The sequence below is a fragment of the Bacteroidota bacterium genome (assembly GCA_018831055.1).
In the GTDB taxonomy this organism is placed as follows: domain Bacteria; phylum Bacteroidota; class Bacteroidia; order Bacteroidales; family B18-G4; genus M55B132.
This window is the reverse complement of sequence record JAHJRE010000083.1, coordinates 1-16,014: the sequence shown is the minus strand read 5'-3', so window position 1 is coordinate 16,014 and position 16,014 is coordinate 1. Positions and strand designations below refer to the sequence as shown.

General features: G+C 43.2%; 13 protein-coding genes. 7 read left to right on the top strand and 6 right to left on the bottom strand.

All coding sequences use genetic code 11. From position 1 onward, the window contains the following. The 6 genes from KKA81_04955 to KKA81_04930 form a co-directional block, all read left to right on the top strand. A partial coding sequence (locus KKA81_04955) for a carboxypeptidase-like regulatory domain-containing protein (protein ID MBU2650264.1) occupies positions 1-341 on the top strand: 341 nt, incomplete at its 5' end. A gap of 317 nt (positions 342-658) precedes the next feature. Next, the gene (locus tag KKA81_04950; protein ID MBU2650263.1) at positions 659-1,114 is read left to right on the top strand and encodes a toxin-antitoxin system YwqK family antitoxin; all 456 of its coding nucleotides are present in this window, start codon (positions 659-661) and stop codon (positions 1,112-1,114) included. Positions 1,115-1,261: 147 nt separating this feature from the next. After that, positions 1,262-2,263, top strand: a complete 1,002-nt coding sequence (locus KKA81_04945) for a nucleotidyltransferase (protein MBU2650262.1) — start codon at positions 1,262-1,264, stop codon at positions 2,261-2,263. Between the two features lie 3 nt (positions 2,264-2,266). Continuing rightward, complete coding sequence (locus KKA81_04940) at positions 2,267-3,997, top strand: tetratricopeptide repeat protein (GenBank protein ID MBU2650261.1); 1,731 nt, start codon at positions 2,267-2,269, stop codon at positions 3,995-3,997. Continuing rightward, entirely contained in the window at positions 3,990-4,835 is an 846-nt protein-coding gene (locus tag KKA81_04935) for a DUF4292 domain-containing protein (GenBank protein MBU2650260.1), read from the top strand. Before KKA81_04940 ends, KKA81_04935 begins: the two co-directional genes overlap by 8 nt. Before the next feature lie 10 nt (positions 4,836-4,845). Next, the gene (locus tag KKA81_04930) at positions 4,846-6,093 is read left to right on the top strand and encodes a peptidoglycan DD-metalloendopeptidase family protein (protein MBU2650259.1); all 1,248 of its coding nucleotides are present in this window, start codon (positions 4,846-4,848) and stop codon (positions 6,091-6,093) included. Here the strand turns inward: KKA81_04930 and KKA81_04925 are convergent. The 6 genes from KKA81_04925 to KKA81_04900 all read right to left on the bottom strand — a co-directional run bounded on the left by KKA81_04925 (position 6,090) and on the right by KKA81_04900 (position 15,474). Continuing rightward, positions 6,090-8,039 (bottom strand): S8 family serine peptidase, encoded by a 1,950-nt coding sequence (locus KKA81_04925; protein ID MBU2650258.1) that lies wholly within the window; start codon positions 8,037-8,039, stop codon positions 6,090-6,092. The genes KKA81_04930 and KKA81_04925 overlap by 4 nt on opposite strands. Positions 8,040-8,130: 91 nt before the next feature. Further along, positions 8,131-11,961: a T9SS type A sorting domain-containing protein gene (locus KKA81_04920; GenBank protein ID MBU2650257.1), complete on the bottom strand. Its 3,831-nt coding sequence runs from the start codon at positions 11,959-11,961 to the stop codon at positions 8,131-8,133. A 225-nt stretch (positions 11,962-12,186) separates the two neighbouring features. Further along, positions 12,187-12,657, bottom strand: a complete 471-nt coding sequence (locus KKA81_04915; protein ID MBU2650256.1) for a hypothetical protein — start codon at positions 12,655-12,657, stop codon at positions 12,187-12,189. Between the two features lie 196 nt (positions 12,658-12,853). After that, positions 12,854-13,525: a 16S rRNA (cytidine(1402)-2'-O)-methyltransferase gene (gene rsmI, locus KKA81_04910; GenBank protein ID MBU2650255.1), complete on the bottom strand. Its 672-nt coding sequence runs from the start codon at positions 13,523-13,525 to the stop codon at positions 12,854-12,856. Between the two features lie 2 nt (positions 13,526-13,527). Next, positions 13,528-14,802 (bottom strand): M28 family peptidase, encoded by a 1,275-nt coding sequence (locus KKA81_04905; GenBank protein MBU2650254.1) that lies wholly within the window; start codon positions 14,800-14,802, stop codon positions 13,528-13,530. After that, positions 14,803-15,474, bottom strand: coding sequence for a hypothetical protein (locus KKA81_04900; protein ID MBU2650253.1), 672 nt, complete (start codon positions 15,472-15,474; stop codon positions 14,803-14,805). An 86-nt stretch (positions 15,475-15,560) separates the two neighbouring features. On the opposite strand from KKA81_04900, the gene KKA81_04895 reads away from it, so the two are divergent. Continuing rightward, positions 15,561-16,014 (top strand): thymidine kinase (locus tag KKA81_04895; protein ID MBU2650252.1); only part of this gene is annotated, 454 nt, incomplete at its 3' end.

The window sequence follows — 16,014 nt, the reverse complement described above, 5'->3', positions numbered from 1 at the left end:
TTTCTTTTCTCTTGATCTTTGTCACTTCAGGAACTGTATTTGCTGAAGGTATTGAAAGCACGGAAAATGCCGGTGAATCCAGGTCCGTTATCACAGGAAAAGTGACAGACAAGTTATCGGGTGAGGAATTGGTTTGTGCCAATATTTTCATTGATGGCCTCGACATGAAAGTATGCACAGATGTTGAAGGAAAATTCTCCATCTCAAATTTAGAACCGGGTAATTATACCATCAAGGTTAGCTATATCTCTTACAAGGAAACTGTTGTTGAAAATGTAAGGATCAAAAAAAATAAATCCAACGAGTTGGAAATACTCCTTGAGCCAATCTCATTCCAATAATTCCTCCTTCACCTTTAGGGAAATCTCAAATCATTGAATCTCATTAGTTTTAAATTAAGGAGGTTCTTTTTATCTAATCAAAATTCCCGATTCTCATTTCCGCAATCCCGCATACCATCGGAAATGATTTATTTATATATGTCTATTTGATTGACCTAAAGCTACTTATAGGTTGTTCATAAAATATTTTGCCCAAACTATTGCTTTAATGTTAATTTTATGTTAATTTTGTGTTAAGTTAATATTATCCTAAATGAGATACAGTTGACAGTAAATTAATCTAAGTATTTGAAAACTAAAAAGAAAGGGAGGGCGCTATGAAAAAGCTCATTTTAACTGTAACGATCGCCATGATGGCAAGTTTTGTCTTCGGACAGGAAGTCGTTTTGAAAGACGGCAAGTATTATACCGGAGACGAGCCCTTCACAGGACAATGTACCCAGTACTTTGACAACGGGAAAATCAAATGTGAAGCCTATATCCAGAAAGGCATCCCCGACGGGATCATGTACCTTTACCACGATAATGGTAAACTAAAGGAACAACGCGTTTACAAGAACGGCAAGAAAGACGGTACATGGATACAATGGGATGAAAACCAGAATAAAATAGCCGAAGCGAATTACAAGAACGATCAGAAGCACGGATATTGGTACATGTGGGATACTAACGGTAACAAGACCTATGAATTATATTACGTAAACGGCGAAAAACAAGGTAATTGGTATATGTGGGACAGCAATGGAAACCTTGCTATGGAAAAAAACTTTTGATTCATTGCTTTGTCATAACTTCATATAAAACGGGGCTAATGCCCCGTTTTTTTTATTATTCTCCGTTTAACTATTCTTAACAATTGCCTAATGAATTTATTAGTAATTTTGACCCCTTAAAATCATCTTTGTTTACTGTAATATTTCATGAAAATCATCATTCCCATGGCAGGTATGGGCAAACGAATGAGACCCCATACGCTTACCATCCCCAAACCCCTGATATCCCTTGCAGGTAAATCAATAGTACAAAGGCTTGTTGAAGAAATTGCCGGGGTTATCCCTGATAAAATCGATGAAATCGGATTTGTCATCGGTAATTTCGGGAGGGAAACCGAAGAAGAGCTTTTAAGTATTGCCGCCCGTACCGGTGCAAAAGGAAAAATTTTCTACCAGCATCAACCTCTCGGTACCGCCCATGCCATATTATGTGCTGATGAAATGCTGTCAGGCAAGGTCATTATTGCTTATGCAGATACTCTGTTCAAAGCTGATTTTGAGATGGACGACTCGAAGGATGGAATTATCTGGGTGCAAAAAGTAGATAATCCTGAGTCCTTCGGGGTAGTAGAACTCAACCAGGAAGGGAATATCACGGCTTTTCATGAAAAACCCAGGCAGTTTATTTCCGACATGGCCATCATTGGTATTTATTACTTCCGGGATGGAGACTATCTGAAAAATGAGCTTCAATATTTGATCGACAAAGGCATTAAGACCGGAGGAGAATTCGGCATCACCGATGCCCTTCAAAACATGATGCACAAAGGTACAAGGTTCTCAACAGATACTGTCACCGAATGGCTCGACTGCGGGAACAAAGACGCCACTGTGTTTACGCATCAACGCATCCTGGAATACCACAGGAATGAAAAACTGATTGCCGGCAATGTGGAAATACACGATTCCATCATTATTGAACCTTGTTATATCGGACCAAATGCCAAACTCCTTAATTCCGTGATCGGTCCTTATGTTTCAATCGGCGACAATTCAATCATAGATCATTGTGTTATTGAAAACTCTGTTGTCCAGAAGCACACTTCAATGAAAAACATGGTTGTAAACAATTCTATGATCGGCCATCACGTTGATATCCAAAGAAATCCCGAAGACTTAAGTGTCGGCGATTTCAATCAAATCAGATAACTTATGAGAATCAAAAGAATATCTTTTTATAAATCTGTATTATTGTCACTGGCTTTGGCCATAATGGCAAGTTCAGGAATTCTGGGTCAGGGAAGAAATACAAAAAACAACACGGGCACGGATAATACCCAGATTTTTCTTGAAGCAAAAAAGCAAATGATCCTGGGCGATGTGGCCAAAGCAGAAAAGCTTTTCCAAACCTGCATTGAAACCAACCCTGCCGATGGCGCATCCTATTATGAACTTTCCAGGATAAACCTTGCCCGAAAACAGTATGAAATTGCCATTGAACAAGCCCATAAGGCAGTCGATGCTGACCCGATGAATGAATGGTACATGATACATCTTGCAAGCCTGTATAAGCAAACCTCCCAATTCACGGAAGCTGCTGCGGTAATGGAAGACCTTCTATCGAAGTATCCCGACAGGTATGAATATTACAATGATCTGGCAGTGACATATCTGTTTAGCCGTGATTATGATAAAGCAATAGATGTATATCAGAAAGTGGAGGACAAATACGGTCTCAATGAGGAGACATCTATTCAGAAACATAAGGTTTACCTGCTTCAGAACAATCAGGAAAAAGCCATAGCTGAAATTGAAAAACTCGTAATTGCTTTCCCTTCTGAGCCTCAATACCATTCTATGCTGGCAGAATTATACATGGCCTCAGGGCAAAACGAAAAAGCTTTACCATCGTACAACCGTGTTCTTGAACTGGATCCGGGCAACCCTTATATCCATATTTCCCTCTCGGATTATTACCGGAAAGCCGGAGACTACCAAAAATCCTACAACTACCTAAAACAAGGGTTTTCCAATCCCGAACTTGATATCGACACCAAGGTGAATATTTTACTTGCGTATTATACTGCCATAGAATTTTACGATGAAAAGAAAGAGGAAGCTTTTGAGCTCTCCGATATCCTGATTGAAATCCATCCCGATAATCCTAAAGCTTATTCCATCCGGGCTGATTTGTTTTTTCAGGCAAAAGATTTCAGCAAAGCAAGAGATGACCTCAGAAAAGTGATATCACTCGACAGCAGCCGATACCTGGTATGGGAGCAACTGCTTTTTGCAGAAGCTGAACTTCAGGATTATGCATCCATGAAACTCGAAAGCAAGCGGGCTACCGACCTTTTCCCTCAACAACCTTTACCTTATTTATTCAATGCTGTAGCCAATTTCCAGGATAAAGACTTTACGGCAGCCATCAGCTCCCTTGAAAGAGGTATACGTTTTATAATTGACAATGAATTGCTTCTGGCTCAATTTCATTCATACCTTGGCGATGCATACCACGAAACAAATAATAACGAAAAAGCTTTCCAATCATACGAAAAAGCACTGAAAATCAATCCTGAAAACTCTATCGTCCTGAACAATTATGCCTATTACCTGTCGCTGGAAAACCTGGAACTGGAAAAAGCCCTCCAAATGGCAGAAAAAGCAATTGATCTTGATCCGGATAATGGATCGAACCAGGATACTTATGGATGGATTTTGTATAAACTGGAACGTTATGAAGAAGCCAAAGAATGGGTAGGAAAGGCCATTAAAAATCACAATGAGGAAAACTCAGTGGTACTGGAACATTATGGTGATATCCTTTACAAACTTGGTGAAACCCATGAAGCCATGAAATATTGGAAAAAAGCCAGGAATGCAGGCGGAGAAACCAGCGAATTTATCGATAAAAAAATTCAGGACGGAAAACTTTATGAATAGCATCTCAGGCAAATACATGCAATGTTTGCTTTGCAGGAAACTATTCTTCCTGATACTGATCCTGCTTTCCCTTAGTTCCTGCACAACCAGAAGACATATTTTTAAAGAACCCATTAAGGAAGAAGGTCCGGACTACCTCTTTTCCCAACTCTCCGAGAATGAATTGAAATTCACGTCTTTCTCCGCGAAGTTCTCCATCGACTATATCCACAATAAAAAGAAAACGGAGTTCAAAGGACAGATAAGGATATTAAAAGACAGCGTGATATGGGTTTCCTTCAGCCCCGCATTGGGGATTGAAATGGCCAGGATTATGATTACCAATGATTCCGTAAAATTCATGAACCGTCTGGACAATACCTATTTCATAGGAGATTATGACTTTGTAAATCAATTCCTGGAAACAAATATTGATTTCGATATACTTCAATCATTCGTCATCGGGAACGATTTTCAGTTTTATGATAAGACCAAATTCAGGGCATCCCTGGATGGTGGGCAATACCGCCTGACAACCATGGAAAGAAGCAAACTGAAAAAATATGTTAAGGAGAAGGAAGTCTATCCCAAGGTTTTTATTCAAACAATCTGGCTTAATCCCGAAACGTTTAAGATATCCCAGATCATGATCAAGGAGATCAAGAAAGAAAACAAAAAACTGGATGCTTTTTACAGCGATTTCCAATCTCTGGAGAATCAACTTTTCCCTTATAAGCTAAAGTTTGAGCTTTCTGCAGAAGAACAGATTGAGGTCTTCGTAAATTATTCCCGGATCAATCTGAATGAATCGTTGAATTTCCCTTTCCGTGTTCCTGCAAAATTCGAAAGAATTCATTAGCTTCGTTTCGATGAATTGCGGACTTCCCAAACATAGTAAACTGAAGATTTTTTTCCTGTCAGGATTTATTCTGATTACATTTTTATTGTCAGGGCAAACACGTGACCGGAAAAAACTTGAGCAGGAAAAAACCCAGATTGAAGAGGAAATCCGTTACAATAACGAACTCCTGGATGAAACGAGGCAGACCCGTAAGACATCCCTGAACGAATTGGTATTGCTTGAAAAACAGGTTGGGAAACGCGAACAGCTCATTACGGCCATTAATAAAGAAATCCGGTATTACGAGCAAAAAATCAATTCCAATAATGACAGTATCCGTAAGTTGACATCCACTCTTGAGCAACTAAAGGAAGAATATGCACGGATGATCTATTATGCCTATAAGAATCGTAATGTTTACAACCGCCTTATGTTTATCTTCTCATCTGAAGATTTCAACCAGGCTTACCGGAGATTGAAGTATTTCCAGCAATACGGGTCGCACCGCAAAACCCAGGCCGAGCTTATTAAAAAGACCCAGCATGACCTTGAGCTGAAAACACAGGAGATGGAAGATCAAAAAAGGCAAAAGGAGCAACTGCTGGCCGAGCAGGAATCCGAGATGCAGAAACTGGCTCAGGAGAAAGATCAGAAAAGCAAAACGGTGAACCTCCTCTCAAAAAGAGAAAAAGAATTGAAGGAGCAATTGAAGGCCAAGGAAAAAGCAGCGGCAAACCTGCAAAAGGCCATCACGGAAATCATCGCAGAAGAGATCAGGTTAGCCGAGGAAAAAGCGAAACGGGAAGCAAACATGACAACCCGTGAAAGCATGTCATTGACACCAGCCGAACTGGAACTGTCCAACGATTTTGCTCAAAACCGCGGACGATTACCCTGGCCTACCGAAAAAGGTGTTGTATCTTCCAGTTTCGGTGAACACGACCATCCTGTATTGAAAAGGGTAAAAGTTAATAATAATGGGATCGATATCGTCACCTCCACCGGGTCAAAAGCCCGGGCGGTCTTCAGCGGAACTGTCACAAGGGTTATCTCAATCCCCAGCTATCATAACGGAGTTATCATTCGCCATGGCGAATATCTTTCCGTTTACCTGAACCTCGACCAGGTCTTTGTAAGCAAAGGGCAAACCGTACAAACTCTGCAGGAGTTAGGTACCATTCATCATAATCAGGAAGAAGGGAAAACGGAATTGCATTTTGAGCTCTGGAAATCCAAGACCCTGATGGATCCAATGCATTGGCTGCTTAAGCTTTAAGGTTGATAAATGATTTTACAGGATACAGCCTTGCCCTGTAACTTTGTCCTGCAGATATATATCCCCGGATTAACCTTACGACCGCCAATACCGGTAACATCCCAGGAATATTCACCCGCCGGGTTATTTTTTGTTACTTGAGTAATCAGCCTTCCTGTAAAGTCGTAGATAAATATCCCTTCATCCGGATCTGCTTGTCCACCAACATGAATTCTCAATTGGTCGGAAAAAGGAATCGGAAAACACACAATCTTTGCAGTTTCATTAACGGATTCTTCCACAACAAAAACCGGAAGCACCTGCAGGGCCACTTCAATAAAATATTCTTCCCCTTTCAGATTGTACAAGGTAATATCCGCTACATAGTTTCCGGAATTTAGTCCGGTGGCATCAACGATAACTTTAACCGTGTCGGCCTCTCCCGGAAGGAGACTGCCTTCGTCTGTATCGACTACCAGCCATCCGGGCAATGCATCAGCATCGATTTCATATGGCATCAAAGAAGGGCTAATATTATTTATGGTAAAAACGCTGCTATCTTTATGATTCTGCTGCAAGGAGAAGTCAAATTCCTCCGGAGTAATCTCAAATGCAGGATTCATCATCAGCAGTACTGATTTATGTACATTCAGGCGGCCCCCGCTGACGGTAATTCCCTGCAGGCCTGAAAGAGTATCCACTCCGGCAAGTATGTAATCTTTGATCAGTAAAGATACCTCCTGAGGATTATCCTGATAATTTTCCAGGAAGCCGTTCCCTGCTGCTGAGAATATCAATGCAACCGCACCGGCAACATGAGGGCTGGACATGGAGGTGCCTGTCTTCATGCCATAGTTATTACTCTGCCGGGTCGACATAACCGTGGTTCCCGGTGCTCCAAGGTCGATGGTCTGTAAGCCATATCCCGCTCCTGAATTCTTTTGGTCGTATTGTGTGGTATTCGTTACCGTGATCAGGAAATCACTGGGAAAGGCAGTGGGTATATCACCGACTACATCGATATTCCAGTTGGCATTTGCCGTGGCGCCGGCACTCAGTATGCCAAGCTGACCCAATGAATCATACATCGCACCCCAGATGGGAAAATCTTCCGGTTGCCCCATGTTTACCCCAAAAGACGCATTGGTTGCCACGATGAAGGCTCCCTTTTCACCGTTGGTCTCATCATAGGTTGCCCTGATCTCATAGATGTAACCATAGGCCTCTACCACAGGAGCTTCAAAAGTTGAAGAACCCTGAACCGGAAGTATCTTCACCCCCCAGTTGATGCCGCTGACCCCTATCCCGTTATTCCCGATTGCCCCTGCAATCCCGGTCACATGTGTCCCATGATCGGCTGAACTTATATTACCGCTGTGATTGTATGAATTCCATCCATGATAGTCATCTTTATATCCGTTTCCGTCGTCGTCAATCCCGTTGTTGGGTATCTCATGGTAATTCTTCCAGAATAAAATATCCTCATGGTTGATGTCAAAACCATCATCAACGATAGCAATCACTATCGTGTCTCCAGCGGCTGTCAACCCGCCGGTAACCAAATCCCAGGCATCCGTTGCATCAATATCGGCATCTTCAATACCTCCCGACTGCTGCGTATTTTTTAAAGCCCACTGCTGGGAAAACTTTGGATCATCCGGCTCTGTTTCCCTCAGAGAAATATAGTGATTGAACTGGACAGCCTGAACGCCTGGAGTTTCTATGATCTCCTCCAGAACCAGTTTATCTGAACGCTTACCGGGTTCAAATGAAACCAGCCAGATATTCAAACGCTTCGATAATTGCCTGATGGGAATAATTCCTTTATTTTCAGCAACATCGGCGATAAGAGTTCCTTTTTTAAGCTGTATGATAAGTTCACCGGGAACATATTCTGCTTCGCTTTGCCCAAAAAGAATCCCGAACCCCAGGAAGATTAAAAATAAACCTGTTAAAATAATTCTCATCGTAAAAAGGATTTAATGTCCAGCATATATCCTGAACCGGAAAACAATTTACAAAAATAGTTAATATTTGACCTTAAAGGCCTAAGAGGATTTATCTCATCAGGATCATTTTCCCCGTAACAGCTTCCTGGCCTGTAGTAAGCCGGTAAAAATAAATCCCTCCCGGAAGGCCGGTTCCCTGCAAACCAAAATCCCATTCAATACTATGTTCCCCTTTCCTTAGATACTCCCCTTCGATCAATCCGGCAACTTTTTGTCCACTCAGGGTAAAGATCTCCAGATCAATCCGGGAGTCCCTGGAAAGTAAAAAAGATATTGAAGTCGAATTCCTGAATGGATTGGGATAACATGAAAGATTACCGACAAGTGGATCATATCCCGGTTCCTGAATATCTGCCGTAGTTAAAACTATATCGAAGAAGTCAAGGATTTTTGCCATCAGGTCAGATGTTGAGCTGGTATCATCCTGAAGTTCACCAAATTCAAATATGGTGGCAATGGTTTTATAGACTGGTGTTTCATAAGCAACCCCACAGGGAAATTCCTCAGCTTCACTTTCAAAAATGGTGTAAGCCGGTGGTGAGGGATTCAGGTAGTAATAGGAGAAAGGTGGAGTAGCATTGTTTTTAAACCCAAATCCTTCCGTAAAGGTACTGTCGATACCAAGAATATTTTCATACAAAGCGGGGGTGGTTACGATTCCAAGGCTGAACATGCCGTGCACCGGAGTCCATGTATCCTGCCAGGTCACCCGGCCCTCCATGTAAAGTCGTCCCCCGTTATTTAGATAAGCAGCGAGGATGGTTCCCTGTTCCCAGGTAAGAATATGATTGGCGAAATGCTTTCCCAGGAAAAGAAAAACCGACTGGTAATTGTCAAGTCCTTCCGATAGAAATCCCATGGTATACTGATGGGGAATTCCCATGGATTGCAATAAAGATATTACTGCCGGACCCGAAAGATTTTTTGGATCAAGGTCAACCACCAAAACCGGCATTTTACCAATCATTATACTTACTGTATCAACAGTAGTCACTCCTCTTTGATCCTGAATGGATAGTATGAATTTTGCGAAATGCCCGTTGGGAGCATTGTCGGAAGCAACAATATCAAAAGAAAATGAAGGGTTGGTTCCCGGTTGGATGGGTTGAGCCTCCATTCCCATGGCTCCGGTAACCTGCACATAAGCGTCGTCGGATTGGAGGGTAACAAACAATGGACCGGTGACAGCATGTCCTTTGTTAAATGCAAAAATTGCCAGTTCAGCTGTTTCTCCCGGGTCAAGGCGACCATTATCACCATCAATAACCTCTACCCTGCCTGCATACAAAGCGGGTGATTTAATATTCCGGTTTATCATCCGGCTCCAGGATTTCCCTGCCGCCGATGCTTCGAGGTTGAATCCGATAGAATGTTTGTCAGGCACATCCGGGTTTACCTTCAGTTTGAAAGCACCCGGTATGAGCATTTCCTGATACGCAGATAGCAAAGGAACCTGTTCATTCATATCGATTTCCTGAATAAACGGAGCCCCCAGATGCAGGATACAACTAAGATCATTTATTGCAGAAGCTGATAAATTCTTTATTCTCAAATCACAGACTAAATTCTCAGCATATTCTATAACTGTATCGTTCCCTCCGTGGACGATCAAGTCTATGAGCAGGGCATCGGAGAAGACAAGTCTCCGGTGATCGTTTATATAACTTTGATCCGTAACATAAACATCAACATCGAAGATTTTCTGTTCCTGGGTTGAATAAAAAGAGAGCACCCCATCTTCAGAAATACTATATTCTTCCGGGTAATGACCGGGAGTGAAAACCACGCTTGAACCGGCGGGTATCAACCTTGCATCCGTCCATTCTACAAAATGGCTGTTCAGATTATCCCCGTTGGAAATACCACCGGTCCATTCCATAAAATCTTTGTTTACCAATCGATCGTAATAAAAGATGATGGTACCGTCGGCTTTTATTTTTACGGCATACACAAGGTCGCTGCTGTATGGGTTGTCCCTGGCCGAGAGGTCCCAATAAAACAATGCCTCATCCGTTCCGGCTTCGACCCAAAGTCCGTCACCGGCATCTTCATTGGCAAAAGCCTGTTTGCTTTTAAAGGGAGAGATACAGCGTATGCTTCTGAAAAACTCCTTTTGTTTCCAGGTATAGGGCCAGTAGGTTACCTCACCAAAAGAAAGGAAACCAAAGGCATTAACAAAGATGGTGTCGTAAGTCTGCCCGAAAAAAGGGAAGTCGAAACCCAGCGCAAAGGAAAACACCGTATCCTGCCCATTACCAGGATAAAGCTGGGTCCCTGGCATTTCCGGAAAATCGGCCAAGCCGTATCCTGAGGAATACTTTCTGAGCAACTCCCACTTATACGGTGGTGTCCCACCTGCTGCATCAAGCACAGACTCATATGGTTCTCCGGGTATATATGGGGACAATTCATCGTTTAGTATCTTAGGCACATCTACCTGAACCAAAGCGGTAAGTGAAACCTTGGTAGTAAAATTATCCAGAAGCGGAATATTGCTCTGATCACAGGGTATTTCCGCCAATCCTCCGGTATAGTCCATCAGGGAAAAGGAAAGGATCTCACCGGATCTCTTGTTGTAAGGATCGCGTTCATCAACCATCAGGAAAAACCTGGCAGGCTGGCCGGGGATGACATGGCTGAGCAAAGGGGTTACATCAAGTCCAAATTCAATGATCTGGTTTTCCTCCAGGGTATCGCTTCCCTGCATGTATTTATCCCCGCCCTGATAATTGAATATCGGAAAATCCAGGATGGCTGTGGGATAGGATTGAGAGGTATCCGGACTGATGCCGGCGGTGACCTTGATCATCTCCCTTGAATTATGTTTCAGAGCTATTTTGTATGTTATTTCCGGTTTATAAATTTCCTTGGGGAAGAGCACATGGACCACGTTCCCCCATATTCCTCCATCGCTGATGGGATCAGCAATCGCCTTGTACATCACATAACTGTATCCCTGGTCGGCCCAGGTTGTATCGTAACTGTTGGCAAATTTAAACCCTCCGATTTCCCAGTCACGTACATTCACAACGCCGTCAAGGTTGATATCCAGGTCATTGGTGTATGAGCCGTCGCCGTTGTAATCAAAGCGGATGGAATCATTGTAACCGATGATAGTCATCCCATGCAGGGCCATGTCGCACCAAAAGGGGATAAAATATTTATATTCTTCAGGGGTACCTTCAGGAAGGTGCATCAGAGTCCAGGGACTGCAAGCGATGAAGCTTGCTACTCCTCCGACATCGGATCCTTCCATGTGGTGATGCAGCCAGTGCTTCAGGGTGAGTATACCCTCTTCGGTACCCACAGGAATAGCGTACATCGCATCCAGCCGGTTTTGCATAGCGAGGTAATAACTGTCGTAACCCGACATCCATCGCTCTCCTCCCCCGTTGTAAAACCCTCCATATACCTCTGATGTAGGATTACCGAACTTTTTGAGAACATCCAGTGTATGCAGATAATTTACACCGTACCATCCATCCCCTCCATTGTAAAAATTCCATGAAAAATGGGTTGTGTATTGGTTTTCAGGAACATCGGAAGGGAGTCCGCGCAGGCGATTGATCTCATAAGTAAAGTTATATGCGATGCTGGTCGATTGCATGCAATTGGGATAAACCGTTTGGCTGAAAATAGGGCGTAAATAAGGATGTTCCGAGTTATCAACAACCGCAGGCAGATCCATGTTCCTGTATTCATCAGGCAGACTGAGCACAGGAAGCCCTTCCAGCATGGCCATATCGGCCGGGCTTAATTGAAACCCGACAGCCGATTGATAGGCCGGATCAAAAAAATCCATTTCCTGGGAGAAAGAATAAAGCAACGGTGTGAAGAAAAACACCAGAGTCAACAGAAGTCCTTTTTCAGATCTTTTCATACGTTTTATATTAGATTTTCACAACCCCATTCCACACAAGAGGATTCCGTAATTTAAACCGTAAGACACATCCTGTCAAGCCCCGATCAGTTATAGGCATATCCTGAAAAGTATCCGGCTATTGAACATGTCTCTTGCTTCTAATTACCAGGCAAATATAAAAATAAAAGCCCCGGCAATGCCGGAGCTTTCGCACCCAATGTTTAACTAACATAAAAAATAAAACTACAGAAGCTTGAAATGGAATTTCGCGTAGTACTCTTTACCGACGGTGATATTTCCGTTTTGCAACTTTATGCTTTCCAGTTTGGTAACGAGATAGTCGTGAAGCTTTTCATCACCGGTGTTGGTGGAAAGAATATGAATATAACCGTCTTCATCATAAGTGAAACTTACCCTTACCTCTGCCGGGATTTCCGTTTCCCTGGCAAATTCAGGATATGTAAGTTCCCTGCTTATCATATTCCTGGTTTCCTGCGGAAAGATACTGTCTAACCCATAATTATCCGCGTTGATTACTTTAATCTCACTGGAATTCATAAAATCTTTGTTCACCCTATCGGCGATCTTTTCAAGCGTCATCTCCACAGCAGGTTCGGAAGGACGCTCTTTCTTATCTTTTCCGTCATTACCGGCATAAAGAGCTGAGCCGGTTAAGAAGACACTAATCAGGATATATATGCTTGCTTTTTTCATGGCTATTGATCATTTAAATTATTTGTCTAACCTTCGTGCTAATAACATTACCAACCTTGTGCCAAAATGCTTTAAGCCTTGTTTATCTGCGTTTTACAGAAGCATTAATCCGTGAAATCAAAACAAAAATGTGTTCGGAACAATCCAGCGTTGTTCAGATACGAACATGAAATGGGAAACAATGAGAAAAATAAGATCAGGATTTACCTCCGATAACAATCACAAACTCGCCACGAATGGCTTTAGCCGAAAATATAGCCAGCAAACCGGATAAGGTCCCCCGCAGGGTTTCCTGGTGGATCTTGGTGAGTTCTCTGGATATGGAGGCGGGACGGTCGGGTCCGAACTCCAACACCAACTGCTCAAGTGTTTTTAACAGCTTGTGCGGGGATTCATAAAGGATCACGGTAACAGGCAATCCGGCCAACCATTGAATCCTGGATACTCTTCCTTTCTTCATAGGCAAAAAACCTTCAAAGAAAAAACGGTCGGAAGGCAAACCGGATTCCACCAGGGCAGGGATCAAGGCCGTTGGCCCGGGAAGACATTCAACCTCAATATCGTTTTTAAGACATTCCCGGATCAGCAGGAAACCGGGATCGGAAATACCCGGCGTACCGGCATCGGATACCAGGGCGGCGCTTTCAGAAGACAGGATCAGCTCGATGGCCTTTGCCAGGACTTTATGCTCATTATTCTGATAAAAGGGGTACATACGAGAACTGATCCCGTAATGGTTCAGCAATATCCCTGTCGTACGTGTGTCTTCTGCAAAAATGATTGCAGCTTCTTCTAAAATTCGTAGCGAACGGGAGCTGATGTCCTCAAGATTACCGATCGGGGTAGGGACTATGAACAATTTTGGCATGATCAGTGTTTGGGGTTGAATTTTTCCAGAGATTGTACGAAATCGGTCAATAGCCGGAACAGGCTATTATAACCGGAAAGTGGCAAACCCGGGGATTTATCGTTAACCGTGTGATACTCGTTATATCCATCTCCCATGCTATAAATAAACACGGAGGGAACACCTTTCTCATAGAAAGGACAGTGATCGCTGTTACAGGATTCACCGCGGATCTTTACCTGTTTCAGGTATTGATGACGGGTGTTGATCTGCTGCAGGGTATCAAAGGCTGATCTAAAGGTCTCTCCATTGACAACGGTAATCCCGTCGCTGCCGGTACCGACCATATCAAGGTTAACGAGGAATTTAACCTTCGACAAATCAAAAAGGGGATTGTCAGCACAATATCTCGCCCCGACAAGTCCGGCTTCCTCACCACCCAGAGCAATAAAGACCATCGAATAATACGGAGCGTCTTCAAGCCCGGCATAATAACGGGCCAGATCCATTATCATGGCTGTCCCGCTTGCATTGTCATTGGCTCCGGGGAAACAGGCATCCCGTCCCATACATCCCAAATGATCATAATGGGCGGTGAAAACTATCATAGTATCCGGTTGGACAGATCCTGGAACATAGCCTGCTACATTTTGGGATATATAATCAGGAATGAACTTCGACTTCACTTTTATTTTAACCTCGCTGATGCTATCCCCGGGAATTGCACCCCGCTTGACTTCCCCGACAAAAAAGGATGATGGCGAACGGGCATTGGAAACATGCCACCAAAGATTTTCTTTATCCTCTTTAAGTACCAGAACAGGGTTATTCAGATAATTTTTCCGCTTTACGTTTGTATGATATTTATCCGTTATAATGATGTGCCCGCTGAGATCCTCATTGGCAAACCGTGTATCTTTTTCGGTGTCAAAAAGCGAATCGTTGAACAGAAAAACCGGAGAATATACTTCGTTTACAGAAGGCACGAAGGCTGCAACAAGATATTCGGTACCCGGAGCAAGCAGTTCCTTATTGATCCACAGACGGGTTTTTCCGGTAATGACATTGATCGCCATGGGGAATTCCTGGAAATAATCTTCACCGAAATATTGGAGTCCATGATGCCTGAACTGACTGCGAATGTATCGGGCCGCTTTCAGATCGCCTTTTTTAAAATATCCTCTGCCATGAAATGAAGAAGAAGCAAGGGTCTCAATGACCTTTGTTGCATATGGCTTGTCCTGCGAATACAAAACATGCACAAACAGCAATGCCGCTAATAACAACTGCCATTTCATTTATAAATATTTCCTCTCCACCAGATCCTTTAATCTGGCAAAATATTCAGAATCGTCTTTCCATTGATGGTTCCGGCTGAGTTCACCAAGGAAATATCTTGCTTCGTCCAGGATCTGAAATGAGTTCAGCTTGCGGATGGCAGCATTATATGCATCCATATCGCCCTGGAAAAGTTCTTTGATAAACAGGAACTTATCGTTCACGCCAATGGCCATTTTCAGGTCGTTGATAGGATTTTTCTTTATCCTGGCGGCCACGGTCTTGTCGTCTTCTTCAAGGAACTTATCCGCCAGGATGGTTTTCTTTTCACCAAGCACATCCATTTTTCTTTGGGCAGGAATATTCGCCGTGGATTCTGGCGGAGAGACAACTTCCCTAACTTCACTTACCTCCGTCTTTTTTTCCTTTTCAACCTGAACAGGTTCTGCTGCTTTAGCCGGTTTCGGCTTTTCAGGAGTTACCGGAGGATTTTTATCCGGTTCATCCGTTGCGAAAGAAGCCTCAAGCTGGATTACCTGATCGTACAGTTCCCTTATTTTGTCTTTCAAACCGTCGAGATCCAGATTGGAAGGGATGCCTTCCTGCTTTTTTATCATCTCCAGGCGGTACTGGATATTCTGCATAAGATGGGAAATCTGCAGCTCGGTCAGTTTACGGTCTAATTTTTGCATAATTGCCATTTAACTTGAGAAACGAATTGAAATCGTAATTTTGTATTTTCGGCAATAAAGATATAAAAGATTAAACTCACTGGCGCATGTTCCTGGAAAAGACAAAAGGGCCACATCGCAGCGGTTGGATTGAAGTTATTTGCGGATCGATGTTTTCCGGCAAGACGGAAGAATTGATCCGCAGGTTGCGCCGCGCCATAATAGCCAGGCAAACCGTTGAAATATTCAAACCCAGGATCGATGTCCGCTACGATCCGGAAAGCATCGTTTCTCACGATGCGACCTCCATCCGGTCAACCACGGTTGAAAATGCTTCCCAGATAATGTTTTATGCAGGCGAGCATGAAGTGGTTGGCATTGATGAAGCCCAATTCTTCGATAATGCCCTTCCGCAGGTATGCAATCAGCTTGCTGATGCAGGGAAAAGGGTGATCGTGGCCGGCCTCGACATGGATTACCTTGGCAAACCCTTCGGCCCTATGCCTCAGCTTATGGCCATAGCAGATTATGTGACCAAGGTGCATGCCATTTGCATGGAGT

Bases quoted from the DNA above. Each gene is read 5' to 3' on its own strand.
- KKA81_04950 (MBU2650263.1), top strand. From the start codon at position 659: ATGAAAAAGCTCATTTTAACTGTAACGATCGCCATGATGGCAAGTTTT.
- KKA81_04945 (MBU2650262.1), top strand. From the start codon at position 1,262: ATGAAAATCATCATTCCCATGGCAGGTATGGGCAAACGAATGAGACCC.
- KKA81_04940 (MBU2650261.1), top strand. From the start codon at position 2,267: ATGAGAATCAAAAGAATATCTTTTTATAAATCTGTATTATTGTCACTG.
- KKA81_04935 (MBU2650260.1), top strand. From the start codon at position 3,990: ATGAATAGCATCTCAGGCAAATACATGCAATGTTTGCTTTGCAGGAAA.
- KKA81_04930 (MBU2650259.1), top strand. From the start codon at position 4,846: ATGAATTGCGGACTTCCCAAACATAGTAAACTGAAGATTTTTTTCCTG.
- KKA81_04925 (MBU2650258.1), bottom strand. From the start codon at position 8,039: ATGAGAATTATTTTAACAGGTTTATTTTTAATCTTCCTGGGGTTCGGG.
- KKA81_04920 (MBU2650257.1), bottom strand. From the start codon at position 11,961: ATGAAAAGATCTGAAAAAGGACTTCTGTTGACTCTGGTGTTTTTCTTC.
- KKA81_04915 (MBU2650256.1), bottom strand. From the start codon at position 12,657: ATGAAAAAAGCAAGCATATATATCCTGATTAGTGTCTTCTTAACCGGC.
- rsmI (MBU2650255.1), bottom strand. From the start codon at position 13,525: ATGCCAAAATTGTTCATAGTCCCTACCCCGATCGGTAATCTTGAGGAC.
- KKA81_04905 (MBU2650254.1), bottom strand. From the start codon at position 14,802: ATGAAATGGCAGTTGTTATTAGCGGCATTGCTGTTTGTGCATGTTTTG.
- KKA81_04900 (MBU2650253.1), bottom strand. From the start codon at position 15,474: ATGCAAAAATTAGACCGTAAACTGACCGAGCTGCAGATTTCCCATCTT.